8 protein-coding genes and 2 rRNA genes (1 of these 10 running past the window's edge) are annotated in these 12,720 nt (G+C 58.7%); 7 read left to right on the plus strand and 3 right to left on the minus strand.

The features are described from left to right. From AB4N48_RS02160 to AB4N48_RS02180, 5 genes are all read left to right on the plus strand, one after another. Positions 1-2,215: ribosomal RNA gene (locus AB4N48_RS02160) — 23S ribosomal RNA — on the plus strand (it extends 679 nt beyond the left edge of the window). A 154-nt stretch (positions 2,216-2,369) separates the two neighbouring features. Beyond that, positions 2,370-2,485: ribosomal RNA gene (gene rrf / locus AB4N48_RS02165) — 5S ribosomal RNA — on the plus strand. A gap of 148 nt (positions 2,486-2,633) precedes the next feature. Next, a complete protein-coding gene (locus AB4N48_RS02170; RefSeq protein ID WP_024014315.1) occupies positions 2,634-3,293 on the plus strand; it encodes a paraquat-inducible protein A in 660 nt (219 codons plus the stop codon). Continuing rightward, positions 3,280-3,903 (plus strand): paraquat-inducible protein A, encoded by a 624-nt coding sequence (locus AB4N48_RS02175; protein ID WP_095181639.1) that lies wholly within the window; start codon positions 3,280-3,282, stop codon positions 3,901-3,903. Before AB4N48_RS02170 ends, AB4N48_RS02175 begins: the two co-directional genes overlap by 14 nt. Next, complete coding sequence (locus tag AB4N48_RS02180) at positions 3,896-6,199, plus strand: PqiB family protein (protein WP_095181640.1); 2,304 nt, start codon at positions 3,896-3,898, stop codon at positions 6,197-6,199. The genes AB4N48_RS02175 and AB4N48_RS02180 overlap by 8 nt, the downstream gene beginning before the upstream one ends. A gap of 176 nt (positions 6,200-6,375) precedes the next feature. Here AB4N48_RS02180 and mksF read toward each other — a convergent pair whose 3' ends face one another. The 3 genes from mksF to mksB are packed head-to-tail and all read right to left on the minus strand — an operon-like array spanning position 6,376 to position 11,184. Further along, on the minus strand, positions 6,376-9,216 hold the full coding sequence (gene mksF / locus AB4N48_RS02185) for an Mks condensin complex protein MksF (RefSeq protein ID WP_041480021.1): 2,841 nt from the start codon (positions 9,214-9,216) through the stop codon (positions 6,376-6,378). Then, on the minus strand, positions 9,213-9,914 hold the full coding sequence (mksE, locus tag AB4N48_RS02190; protein ID WP_016773189.1) for an Mks condensin complex protein MksE: 702 nt from the start codon (positions 9,912-9,914) through the stop codon (positions 9,213-9,215). Before mksE ends, mksF begins: the two co-directional genes overlap by 4 nt. Beyond that, on the minus strand, positions 9,904-11,184 hold the full coding sequence (gene mksB / locus AB4N48_RS02195) for an Mks condensin complex protein MksB (RefSeq protein WP_160768349.1): 1,281 nt from the start codon (positions 11,182-11,184) through the stop codon (positions 9,904-9,906). The genes mksE and mksB overlap by 11 nt, the downstream gene beginning before the upstream one ends. A gap of 242 nt (positions 11,185-11,426) precedes the next feature. Between mksB and AB4N48_RS02200 the strand changes: the two genes are divergently transcribed. Together AB4N48_RS02200 and rimI are read left to right on the plus strand one after the other, a co-directional pair. After that, positions 11,427-12,173, plus strand: coding sequence for an energy transducer TonB (locus AB4N48_RS02200; RefSeq protein ID WP_095181642.1), 747 nt, complete (start codon positions 11,427-11,429; stop codon positions 12,171-12,173). Next, positions 12,166-12,618 (plus strand): ribosomal protein S18-alanine N-acetyltransferase, encoded by a 453-nt coding sequence (rimI, locus tag AB4N48_RS02205; RefSeq protein ID WP_039761243.1) that lies wholly within the window; start codon positions 12,166-12,168, stop codon positions 12,616-12,618. The genes AB4N48_RS02200 and rimI overlap by 8 nt, the downstream gene beginning before the upstream one ends. The last annotated feature ends 102 nt before the right edge of the window (positions 12,619-12,720 follow it).

A 12,720-nucleotide genomic window follows, 5' to 3' on the forward strand; every position in this document is an offset into this window, starting at 1 on the left:
ATCCATGGGCAGGTTGAAGGTTAGGTAACACTGACTGGAGGACCGAACCGACTACCGTTGAAAAGTTAGCGGATGACCTGTGGATCGGAGTGAAAGGCTAATCAAGCTCGGAGATAGCTGGTTCTCCTCGAAAGCTATTTAGGTAGCGCCTCATGTATCACTGTAGGGGGTAGAGCACTGTTTCGGCTAGGGGGTCATCCCGACTTACCAAACCGATGCAAACTCCGAATACCTACAAGTGCCGAGCATGGGAGACACACGGCGGGTGCTAACGTCCGTCGTGAAAAGGGAAACAACCCAGACCGTCAGCTAAGGTCCCAAAGTTATGGTTAAGTGGGAAACGATGTGGGAAGGCTTAGACAGCTAGGAGGTTGGCTTAGAAGCAGCCACCCTTTAAAGAAAGCGTAATAGCTCACTAGTCGAGTCGGCCTGCGCGGAAGATGTAACGGGGCTCAAACCATACACCGAAGCTACGGGTATCACCTTCGGGTGATGCGGTAGAGGAGCGTTCTGTAAGCCTGTGAAGGTGAGTTGAGAAGCTTGCTGGAGGTATCAGAAGTGCGAATGCTGACATGAGTAACGACAATGGGTGTGAAAAACACCCACGCCGAAAGACCAAGGTTTCCTGCGCAACGTTAATCGACGCAGGGTTAGTCGGTCCCTAAGGCGAGGCTGAAAAGCGTAGTCGATGGAAAACAGGTTAATATTCCTGTACTTCTGGTTATTGCGATGGAGGGACGGAGAAGGCTAGGCCAGCTTGGCGTTGGTTGTCCAAGTTTAAGGTGGTAGGCTGAGATCTTAGGTAAATCCGGGATCTTAAGGCCGAGAGCTGATGACGAGTGTTCTTTTAGAACACGAAGTGGTTGATGCCATGCTTCCAAGAAAAGCTTCTAAGCTTCAGGTAACCAGGAACCGTACCCCAAACCGACACAGGTGGTTGGGTAGAGAATACCAAGGCGCTTGAGAGAACTCGGGTGAAGGAACTAGGCAAAATGGCACCGTAACTTCGGGAGAAGGTGCGCCGGTGAGGGTGAAGGACTTGCTCCGTAAGCTCATGCCGGTCGAAGATACCAGGCCGCTGCGACTGTTTATTAAAAACACAGCACTCTGCAAACACGAAAGTGGACGTATAGGGTGTGACGCCTGCCCGGTGCCGGAAGGTTAATTGATGGGGTTAGCTAACGCGAAGCTCTTGATCGAAGCCCCGGTAAACGGCGGCCGTAACTATAACGGTCCTAAGGTAGCGAAATTCCTTGTCGGGTAAGTTCCGACCTGCACGAATGGCGTAACGATGGCGGCGCTGTCTCCACCCGAGACTCAGTGAAATTGAAATCGCTGTGAAGATGCAGTGTATCCGCGGCTAGACGGAAAGACCCCGTGAACCTTTACTATAGCTTTGCACTGGACTTTGAATTTGCTTGTGTAGGATAGGTGGGAGGCTTTGAAGCGTGGACGCCAGTTCGCGTGGAGCCATCCTTGAAATACCACCCTGGCAACTTTGAGGTTCTAACTCAGGTCCGTTATCCGGATCGAGGACAGTGTATGGTGGGTAGTTTGACTGGGGCGGTCTCCTCCTAAAGAGTAACGGAGGAGTACGAAGGTGCGCTCAGACCGGTCGGAAATCGGTCGTAGAGTATAAAGGCAAAAGCGCGCTTGACTGCGAGACAGACACGTCGAGCAGGTACGAAAGTAGGTCTTAGTGATCCGGTGGTTCTGTATGGAAGGGCCATCGCTCAACGGATAAAAGGTACTCCGGGGATAACAGGCTGATACCGCCCAAGAGTTCATATCGACGGCGGTGTTTGGCACCTCGATGTCGGCTCATCACATCCTGGGGCTGAAGCCGGTCCCAAGGGTATGGCTGTTCGCCATTTAAAGTGGTACGCGAGCTGGGTTTAGAACGTCGTGAGACAGTTCGGTCCCTATCTGCCGTGGACGTTTGAGATTTGAGAGGGGCTGCTCCTAGTACGAGAGGACCGGAGTGGACGAACCTCTGGTGTTCCGGTTGTCACGCCAGTGGCATTGCCGGGTAGCTATGTTCGGGAAAGATAACCGCTGAAAGCATCTAAGCGGGAAACTTGCCTCAAGATGAGATCTCACTGGAACCTTGAGTTCCCTGAAGGGCCGTCGAAGACTACGACGTTGATAGGTTGGGTGTGTAAGCGCTGTGAGGCGTTGAGCTAACCAATACTAATTGCCCGTGAGGCTTGACCATATAACACCCAAGCAATTTGCTGACCTGAAAAGGCACCAGATTGCGGTGTGTGAAGACGAAACGAACCGAAAGTTCGAAACTCACAAACACCTAGCTGTCACATACCCAATTTGCTGAAGCGAGGCCATCCGGTCCCGAGTCAGTACCCGAATTTCTTGACGACCATAGAGCGTTGGAACCACCTGATCCCATCCCGAACTCAGCAGTGAAACGATGCATCGCCGATGGTAGTGTGGGGTTTCCCCATGTGAGAGTAGGTCATCGTCAAGATTAAATTCCGAAACCCCAATTGCGAAAGCAGTTGGGGTTTTGTTTTGCCTGCGAGAAAGTTTTTCAGAGCTATGGCGAACAAAATTGCACAGTTATTTTCGAAGCAGAACACTAGAATAGCCCCATCTTTATCGGAGCCAGAGCCTGTATGTCAGAATCGGTTGACGCCCCCGGGCTGTCAGATTTACCGCTGGAAGACTTGATAGCCTGCCACGAGTGCGACCTGCTGATGCGCAAGCCGACACTTGCCCATGGTGAGAAAGCGCTCTGCCCGCGCTGCGGTTACGAACTGTATGCCCATCGCCATAACGTGGTGCAGCGTAGCCTCGCCCTGGTAATTGCCGCGTTATTACTTTACGTGCCGGCAAACTTTTTACCCATCATGCAACTCAATATCCTCGGGCAATCCTCGCAGGATACGGTCTGGAGTGGCGTAGTCGGCCTGTTCAGCACCGACATGCAAGGTGTGTCGATCGTCGTCTTCCTTTGCAGCATGGCCATACCGTTACTGAAGTTGTTGTGCCAGCTGTTTGTCCTACTGACGATCCGCTTCAATGTCGGCCGCAGTTATGGCTTGTTGCTCTATCGTATTTACCACCACCTCAGAGACTGGGGCATGCTCGAGGTCTACCTCATGGGCGTGCTTGTCGCGATCGTGAAGCTGGCGGATATGGCAGCAATCACCGTCGGCCTCGGGCTGGCATGTTTCATTGGCTTGTTATTGGTGCAAGTCTGGCTGGAGGTGGTGATGTCACCGCATCAGATCTGGCAGGCATTATCAGGAGAGGATGCCCATGCGGGCGATTGATGCGGGCATTCTGGTGTGCACCGAATGCCACGAACTGAACAAGCAGGAAGCTGACGTCGATGAGCAGAGCTGTACCCGCTGCGGCGCGCAGGTTCACGCTCGCCGCCCCAACAGCCTGACCCGCACCTGGGCGCTGTTGATCACGGCAGCCATTATCTATGTTCCGGCGAATGTCTTGCCGATCATGACGGTCAGTTCTCTGGGCCAGGGTGAACCGAGCACCATCATGTCCGGCGTGATTGAACTGGTTCAGCACGGCATGATCCCGATCGCCACCGTGGTGTTCATCGCCAGCATTCTGGTGCCCACGTTCAAGCTGGTCGGCATCGCGCTGCTGCTGTTTTCCGTGCAGCGTCGGCAGCCATTGTCGGCCCGTCAGCGTATCTGGATGTACCGTTTCATCGAGTTCATCGGCCGCTGGTCGATGCTCGATATTTTTGTGATCGCCATTCTCGTGGCGGTCGTCAACTTCGGCCGGATAGCCAGTGTCGAAGCAAATCTGGGCGCCGTCGCCTTCGCCACCGTGGTGATTCTGACGATGCTCGCCGCAGTAACTTTCGATCCCCGACTGATTTGGGATAACACGGAGTCGGACGACGACCATGACTGATTTGCCTGTAGCGAAAACCCGACCGGCTTCGAACTGGTCGGCCATTTGGGTGCTGCCTCTGATCGCGCTGATCATCGGCGGCTGGCTCGGCTGGCGTGCTTATTCCGAGACCGGTATCGAGATTCAGGTGCGCTTTGAAAGCGGCGAAGGCATCCAGGCCAACAAGACTGAAGTGGTCTACAAAGGCATGCCGGTCGGCAAGGTCAAGACGCTCAAGCTCGACGATGAGGGCAACTCGAAAGGGGTGATCGCCACCATCGAGATGAACAAGGATGTTGAGCAGTACCTGAAGACCAGCACGCGGTTCTGGCTGGTCAAACCGAGCGTGACCCTGGCCGGTATCACCGGTCTGGAAACATTGGTCTCGGGTAACTATGTCGCCATCAGTCCCGGTGAAGGCGAGCCGGTTCGCAAGTTTAAGGCTTTGGCCGAAGAGCCGCCGCTGTCCGACGCCAAGCCCGGTCTGCACCTGACCATCAAGGCCGATCGCCTCGGCTCGTTGAATCGCGGCAGCCCGGTGTTCTACAAGCAGATCAAGGTCGGTCAGGTCAAAAGCTACGTGCTGTCCGAGGATCAGAGCACCGTTGAACTGAAAGTGTTCATCGAGCCGACCTATGCCAAACTGGTGCGCAAACATACTCGTTTCTGGAACGCCAGCGGCATCAGCATCGACGCTAACCTGTCCGGCGTGAAAGTGCGCAGCGAATCCCTGGCTAGTATCGTCGCCGGTGGTATCGCGTTCGCGACGCCGGAGAATCGCAAGGACAGTCCGGCGACCGATCCGAGCCTGCCATTCCGTCTCTATGAAGACTTCGACGCTGCCGCTGCCGGGATTCGCGTGAAGGTCAAACTCAGCGATTTCGAGGGCCTGCAGGCCGGTCGCACGCCGGTGATGTACAAAGGTATTCAGGTCGGCAACCTGAAAGCGCTCAAAGTCGATCCGGACCTGAACAGCGCCACAGCCGAGCTGACCCTCGATCCGTTGGCCGAAGACTATCTGGTTGAGGGCACGCAGTTCTGGGTGGTCAAACCGTCGATATCCCTTGCCGGTATTACCGGCCTGGAAGCGCTGGTGAAAGGTAACTACATCGCCGTGCGTCCGGGCGACAAAGGCGCTGCGCCGAAACGCGAGTTCGAAGCGCGACCGAAAGCTCCGCCGCTGGATCTGCGTTCGCCGGGCCTGCATCTGGTGTTGTTTACCGATTCGCTGGGTTCGATCGATGTCGGCAGTCCGATTCTGTACAAGCAGGTCAAGGTCGGTTCGGTGCAGAGCTACCAGTTCTCCAGAACCAAGAAGCAGCTGGTCATCGGCGTGCACATCGAGAAGGAATATGAAAACCTGGTCAACGCTTCGACGCGCTTCTGGAATGTCAGCGGCATTACCCTCACGGGTGGCTTGACCGGCGGCATTCAGGTCAAAAGTGAATCTTTGCAAACCCTGATGGCCGGTGGTATTGCCTTCGAAACCCCACAAGCCAATGCGCCGTTGAAGAAACGTATCCCGCGCTTCCGTCTGTTCGCCGATCACGATGAGGCGAACAAGAAAGGTGCAGTCGTTACCATCAAAGTCGATCGCGCCGACGGTTTGAGCAGCGGTACGCCAGTGCGTTTCAAGGGGTTGGACGTAGGCAAGATTGAAAGCGTCGATCTGACCGACGACATGCAGTCGGTGATCCTCACCGCTCGCATCACCGAAGTGCCGGAGAAGATTGCGCGAGTCGGCAGTCAATTCTGGGTGGTCGAGCCGGAACTGGGTCTGATCAAGACGCAGAATCTGGAAACGCTGGTCACCGGCAAATACATCGAAGTCCAGCCGGCGGCGAAGAATCTCGGCCCGCAGAAGAACTTCGTTGCCTTGGCCGAAGCGCCGGAAGTCACCAGGCAGGAAGCGGGTCTGAGTCTGGTGTTGAGCGCCGCACGTCGCGGTTCCTTGAAGCCCGGCGTTCCAGTGACTTACCGTGAGATCACCGTCGGAAAGGTGACCGGTTATGAATTGGGCCAGACAGCTGACCGTGTGTTGGTGCACATCCTGATCGAGCCGAAGTACGCGCCACTGGTGCGTAGTGGCAGCCGCTTCTGGAACACCAGCGGCGTGGGCTTCGATTATGGGTTGTTCAAGGGCGTGACGGTGCGCACCGAGTCGCTGGAGACACTGATTCAGGGCGGGATTGCCTTCGCCACGCCGGATGGCGAGCGCATGGGCAATCCGGCGCGAGCCGAGCAGACGTTCCCGTTGTTCGACAAGTTCGAGGATGAATGGCTGACCTGGGCGCCGAAGATTCAGCTGGGTAAGTAGTGGCGCCTATTGAATAGCCTTCGCGAGCAGGCTCGCTCCCACAGGGGAACGCATTCCAATTGTGGGAGCGAGCCTGCTCGCGAAGGGGCCAGCCACATCAACACAAAATCCAGACCATAAAAAAGGGCCGCGATCTCATCAGATCGCGGCCCTTTTTTTGCTTCAGCTACCGCCGATCAAACCGCATCCAGCTCCGGCTCATCCGCCTGCACATTCAGCGTGGCCTTGACCACATCATGGCGGCGGATGTACTTCCAGTCCGCTTCATCGATGTAGATCCCGGCCGGGCCGCTGCCGCCTTCCAGGTCGATTGCGACACTGGCGCAGACCTGCGGCTTCACACTTGCGAGAATCGGCACGAAGCCCAGTTGCAGACTGGTTTCCAGCAGCGCCGCCTGGTTCTTCTCATCGATGTCCGCCGCCTCGTCGAGGTAGTACGGCAGACGCACGCGGCCGGCCAGATCGCGATCCATCAAGTGCAGCAACAAGTACATGTTGGTCAGCGCCTTGATGGTCATGGTCGTACCGTTGGAGGCCGCGCCGTCGATGTCGGTGTGGATGACTGGTTGACCGTTGACCTTGGTGATCTCGAAGGCCAGTTCGAACAAGTCCTTGAGGCCGAGCTGGTTGTGGTTCGCTGCCACCAGCCGCGCCAGATATTCCTTGGCCTCTTCGTTCTTGTTGTCCTGCTCGGCGCTCTGGCTGAGGTCGAACACCGACAGGGTTTCGCCTTCCTCATATTGCCCGGCGCTGTGGATGATCTGGTCGATGTGCTTGAGCGCTTCCTTGTTCGGTGCGAGGACGATGCGGAAGCTCTGCAGGTTGGAAACCTGCCGCTTGTTGATCTCGCGGTTGAACAGCGCCAGTTGATGCTCGAGGCTGTCGTAATCGCTGCGGATGTTGCGCAGAGTGCGGGCGATGTCGGTGACCGCCGCGCGCCGCGCCTTGCCGAGGGTCAGGGCTTCATCGGTGCGGTGCGCGTAAGCGTTGATCAGCAGCGATAGACGCCGCTCCATATCATCTTCGCTGTCGAACTTGGCCACACCTTTCAGACGCACCTGCGCATACAGCGCTTCGATCTGGCCATCGGCACGCAGGAGGCCCTGCCAGCTGTCCTGATAATCGTTGAGCAGCGGCAGCAGGTTGTCCATCGAATCATCGACCGGATCCATGAACGGCGTGCCGAACGGCAGATCCGCTGGCAGCAACTGACGACGACGTAGCGCGTCGTCGAGGGTGCGTTGCTTGGCCTCCATATCGGCGATCTGCCGGCCGACCAGTTGCAGCTTGGCCGACAGTTGCTGGACGCGCTCGGTGAACGCATCGCTGGAGCGCTTGAGTTCGTCCTGCGCGGCTTCCATCTGCGCCAGTTGCTCAAGCTTGTCGCTTTCTTCGGCGCTCAGCGTCTGGGTGCGACGGAAATCTTCCAGCGCCTTCTGTGCGTCCAGCACCTGCTGGTACAGCGCTTCGGTCTGGGTCTTGCTCGCGGCGCGGTCGGCGGCCACGGCCTGCTGGGTTTTCAGTTGCTTGAGCTCTTTTTCCAGACGCTCTTTCTGATCGCGCAACGCGGCGCGGTCAGCCAGAGCCTGCAAGGCAGGCGGCTCAATGTGCGAGATGTCGATCGACAGGCCCGGCACTTCGAAGCGCTCGCCCTTGAAGCCATCAAGAATCAGCTCGACCGATTTGACCCACTCACCGTTCTCGTCGAGGGTGATGCCGTGTTCACCCAGCGGCAGGCTGAAGAGCGCGCTGTTGAACAGGCGCATCAGGCGCTCGACGTCCTGCTGCGAGAACTCTTCGCGCAGGCGGGCGTAGCTGTTGTTGTCGGCGTGATCGAGTTGTTGCTTCACCGACTTCAGGCGTTTTTCCAGATCGCGCAGACGCTCTTCGAGATCTTCGGCGCTGAACTGACGCGACTGCGCCAAGGCACCGGCCAGTTCGTCGTGTGCATCCTTGGCCGCGAGCAATTGTTGCTCGAGCACTTTGACGTCATCGACCAGGGCGAAGCGGTTCTTCAGCACCGACAACTCGCCGAGCCAGCGCTGAATACCGGAAATTTCCCGTTCCAGACGCATCAGTTCCTGAGTACCACCGCGTTGATCGTTCTGCAGGTCGTCCTGCTCGCGACGGTAGTGCTCGGCCTGGATGGTCAGCTCTTCCTTGCGCGCCGTGGCGTAGTCCGACCAGGTGCCGAGCAAGGAGTCGAGCAGCGGCGACAGGCGATGCAGTTTGCCGCGCAGCACATCGCGCTGTTTCACGCCGTTGGCCAGCGCTTCAACCAACGGGCCGGCAGCGACCAGCGAGTTGTAGTCCTGCTCCATGCGCCGCACATCGCGGAAGGCTTCTTCGCAGGCAGCAATGTAGTCGACGCTGCCGGAACGCAAGCTGTGTTCGAAAGCATCGAGGAACAGTTGCTTGAGCTTGGCCGCGGTGATTTCGCGCATGTGCAGCAGGTTGATGAACAGCGCGCGGAAGGTCTTCAGGCTCTGCTCGCTGGTGGAGCGCAGCGGGATCAGCGTTAGGTCGAGCGGGATCGACGTATGGCCGCCAACCAGCAAGCGGCGCAGTTCATCCGGCTTGAGTTCGTAGGCTTTCAGGCCTTCTTTTTCGAGATTGCTGAACAGTTCTTTCTGGCGCAGGCAGGTGTCGTTTTTCTGGTAATGCGCCAGATCGAGCTTGCCGGCGTAAGCGAAGAACTGGTGACCGAAACCGCCGCCCGGGCCGCGACCGACCACGCCGATCACGTGCGGGCCGTGGGGCAGGTTGACTTCGACGAGGATGTAACTGGTGTCGGAGGCGAAGTAGAAGCGCCGCGATTGTTCGAGGCTGTACTTGCCGAAACTCATGTCCGACATGCGCGCCAGAATCGGGAACTGCAAGGCGTTGATCGACGCTGATTTACCGAGGTTGTTCGCGCCGTAAACCGACAACGGTTCTTCCAGCGGGAACAGACCGAGGCTGTAACCGGCGGTGTTCAAAAGGGCAAAGCGGCGGATGCCGTAGCGTTCCTGGCTCATGCATCGGACTCCTGTTCTTCGGCAATGGCGCGGGCCAGTGCGTCTTCTTCGCTTTCTTCTTCAAATTCGGAAAGATCGAGCGGATCGTCGGTTTCGAGGAATTTCGCTTCGGCTTCTTCGTCGATCAGCACCGGCGCCGGCAGCGGCAGAACGCTGTGGACGCTGGCTGCCAGGTCGCGGTCCTGCTGCACCGACAGGCACACGTCGAGGAAACGGTGCATCGGCGGCAGGAAGCGGTAGACGCCGTTTTCTTCGCCGGCAAAACCAAGCTGGGTCATGCGGCGCATGATTTTTTCTTCGAGTTCTTCAACAGTCTGCACTTCGGCCTGAATGAACAGGTCGCGGTACTTGTCGAGCAGCGACGGCAATTCTTCGCGGCCGAGGCTGCCGCCGTCGAGCACGGCAATCGGGTCGCGGCCCTGATCGGCCAGGTGCTCGACGAGGATGAAGGTGAACAGCGCCAGACGCTGGGCGGTCTTGTTCACCGCTGCGGCGGCCATGTCCGGCACGAAATAGTAGAAGCCACGGGTGTCGCAGACCAGTTCAAAGCCCAGCGCCTTGAACAGCGTGCGGTACTGATCCTGGAAGTTTGACAGTTGTGCGTACAGCTCAGGATCACGGCGGCTGACGTGGTAACCCTTGAACAACTCGCGGAAGATCGGCGCCAGTTGCGACAGTTCGGAAAGATCAAGATGCATTTGGGATGCTCGCAGAATCCTCGGCGGCGGTATCGCTGGCCGAGAGCAGGGCGAAGGAGCGCAGGCTGACCTGGTGCTCGTGAGTATGGTATTCGCGGCGTTCCAGACGCTCGCGCTTGAAACGTTTTTCCCGCGACAGGCGCGAGAACCAGTAAAGCAATTCGTCGGTGGCGCCGTCCGGTTCCTGCTCCAGCAGCCAGGTCATCAGGTCCGGCATCGGCAGGGACTCTTCGCAACGATCGACCATCTCGCGCACGGTGCGCGGCGCTCGTGGAGCGTCGCCCGCCTTCTGGGTTTTGTGCGCCTTGGGGAAGCGCGCCGGTTTCGGCTCGAAACGCGCCAGGGCATACACGTAGGCTTCGACCTGACTGGCGCTGCCGAGGAAGGTGCTCTGTGGGCGGGTGAACAGCGGCATCGCCGCTTGCGGCACGGCGTCGATGCCTTTACGCCGGATCGCCGCCAGCGCCAGTGCGGCGCCACGGGTCACGGCGTTATGCCGACGCGCTTCTTCACGCAATGGCAGCAGCAGTTCGCGGGCATGGCGCAGGGTCAGTTGCGCGCTGGTCTGCATTTCGAGGATGCGCGCGTGGGTGCGCAGGAGCATGTCGTCATCGACCAGATGGCCGAGGCGCTGCTGTTCGCTGAGCATCTTCAGCAGCACGGTTTCGACCTTGCGCACGCCTTGCTCGAAGGCACCATCGGCGTTGACCAGATCGATCATCGGCTCGACGTATTCGTCCCACGTCGCCAGGACTTCGGCGTAACGCTGACGCAGCGGAATCTGCCGGTCGCTGGTCTTCGCGCGCTCGGCCACGGCCACCAGCGCCTGTTCGTCGTTGTCGAGTTTCTTCAGTACGTCGCGCACGCGCATGTCGAGCAAGCGCAGCTGGCGCGCCAGATCGTTGCCGTCACGAACGTCGAAAGCGTCCTGGATATAACCGGCCAGACGCTCAAGGTGACGCAAATAGGCTTCGATTTCCAGGCACAGACCGAGGCGGTGTTCGCGGCGCAGGTAGGCGAGGAAGTCGTGGATCTGCGCGTTGAGCTCGAAACGGTTCGGGCTTTTCGCCACCGGAACCAGAATATCGAGGCGAATCCACACATCGAGCAGGCTGGTGATGTCCTGCGGCGTGCTGTCGAGTTGTTGGGCGGCCAGTTGCGTGCGCAGTTCGTTGAGGCTCAGGGTGCCTTGGTCGAAGTGCTCGCACAGTGGCTCCAGAAGTGCCCAGTGTTCAGCGAGGGCGCGCAAGACGCGCTTGGGTTCGATCATCGGAATGGCCGGCTGGTTGGCGATTAAAAGCGGCGATTGTACTGCATCACAGGCGCGGCGATTCACTCTCGGGACGGGCTGTCGCATTCTTTGCCCAAAGGGCAGCGGCGCAGCGCAGCGCGGGGTATCGATCAACAGCGAGCGATCTTGTGCGAAGGGCGGTAGAATCAGCGCACTTTCCGTTATCCACAAGTGGCCGACCTTTGCTTATCGAGTCCCGCCGCCGCGCCTATTTGAACGCCATGCAGGTGGTCAACTGGCTGCCGCGCACCGAACTGCCTTTCGCCGCACCGTCGCGGCCCGAGCTGCTGGAGATGCCCGAGCCTGAGCTTGAGGTGCCGGTTGCACCGGCGCCTCAGGCCGAAGCACCGGCGCAGCCTGCCGCGCGTCAGGTCGAGCGACCGAAAATCGAGGTGCCGCGTCCGTCGCTGGCCAGTACCCGCAACGGCGCCAAACCGGTGGAGGAAGTCGATGACACGCCGGTGGTGGTCAAGCCTGCGCCAGTGCCGCCGCCTCGGTTCGCCCTGCAACTGCTGCGCGCCGGGCGCTGCCTGCTGCTGGTCGAGTTACCCACAGGCGAAGCGTTTCAAAGTCGCGATCCGGCCTACCTGCTGCTCAAGGACATGCTGCGCGCCGCCGGTCTGCCGGATGCGCCGCAGATCGTCGGCGAGCCGGTGCGCTGGCCGTGGCTCAATCGCGGCACGCTGGATCAAGGCCCGGAAGCGGCGCGCGACTTCGTGCAAGGCTTCCTCTCAGTGCAGATGGAAGCAGCACCCTGCGCCTGTCTGTGGCTGATCGGCCTGCCGGCGCTGAAGTTTGCCGGGGAAGCGGACGCCGAAGCGTTCAATAGTGAATTGCAGATCGAAGGTCTGGGCCTGGCCTGGGCGATTCCCGGTCTGGAACTGTTAATGGAAGAGCCACAGCGCAAGGCCGCTGTGTGGCAAGCCATGCGTCGGCTGATGGCGCGCTGGAAACAATCCGATGAGTGAGGCTGTAACCTTTCGCCCGATGACCGAGGCGGACCTGGACGCTGTGTTGAAGATCGAATACGCCGCGTACAGCCATCCGTGGACCCGGGGGATTTTTCTCGATGGCCTGGGCAAATACCAGATCTGGCTGATGTTCGAAGGCCAGCAACAGGTTGGCCATGGCGTGGTGCAGATCATTCTTGATGAGGCGCACCTGCTCAATATCACCGTCAAGCCGGAAAATCAGGGGCGGGGGTTGGGCCTGACGTTGCTCGAGCATCTGATGTCGCGAGCGTACGCGGCTGAGGCTCGCGAGTGTTTTCTCGAAGTGCGCGACAGCAATACTGCTGCTTTCAAGTTGTATGAGCGGTATGGCTTCAACGAGATCGGCCGGCGTCGCGATTATTATCCGGCGGTGGGTGGGCGTGAAGATGCGGTGGTGATGGCCTGTACCTTGGTGGATTAGGCTCTGTAGGAGCTGCCGAAGGCTGCGATCTTTTGATCCTGTTTTTGTAAGATCCAAAGCAAAATCAAAAGATCGCAGCCTTCGGCAGCTCCTACAGGGGGC

It is taken from the genome of Pseudomonas sp. S2_C11, assembly GCF_054668395.1.

Excerpts from the sequence above, each read along its gene's own strand:
- AB4N48_RS02175 (WP_095181639.1), top strand. The coding sequence starts at position 3,280 with ATGCGGGCGATTGATGCGGGCATTCTGGTGTGCACCGAATGCCACGAA.
- mksE (WP_016773189.1), bottom strand. The coding sequence starts at position 9,914 with ATGCATCTTGATCTTTCCGAACTGTCGCAACTGGCGCCGATCTTCCGC.
- AB4N48_RS02170 (WP_024014315.1), top strand. The coding sequence starts at position 2,634 with ATGTCAGAATCGGTTGACGCCCCCGGGCTGTCAGATTTACCGCTGGAA.
- mksF (WP_041480021.1), bottom strand. The coding sequence starts at position 9,216 with ATGAGCCAGGAACGCTACGGCATCCGCCGCTTTGCCCTTTTGAACACC.
- AB4N48_RS02180 (WP_095181640.1), top strand. The coding sequence starts at position 3,896 with ATGACTGATTTGCCTGTAGCGAAAACCCGACCGGCTTCGAACTGGTCG.
- rimI (WP_039761243.1), top strand. The coding sequence starts at position 12,166 with ATGAGTGAGGCTGTAACCTTTCGCCCGATGACCGAGGCGGACCTGGAC.
- mksB (WP_160768349.1), bottom strand. The coding sequence starts at position 11,184 with ATGATCGAACCCAAGCGCGTCTTGCGCGCCCTCGCTGAACACTGGGCA.
- AB4N48_RS02200 (WP_095181642.1), top strand. The coding sequence starts at position 11,427 with ATGCAGGTGGTCAACTGGCTGCCGCGCACCGAACTGCCTTTCGCCGCA.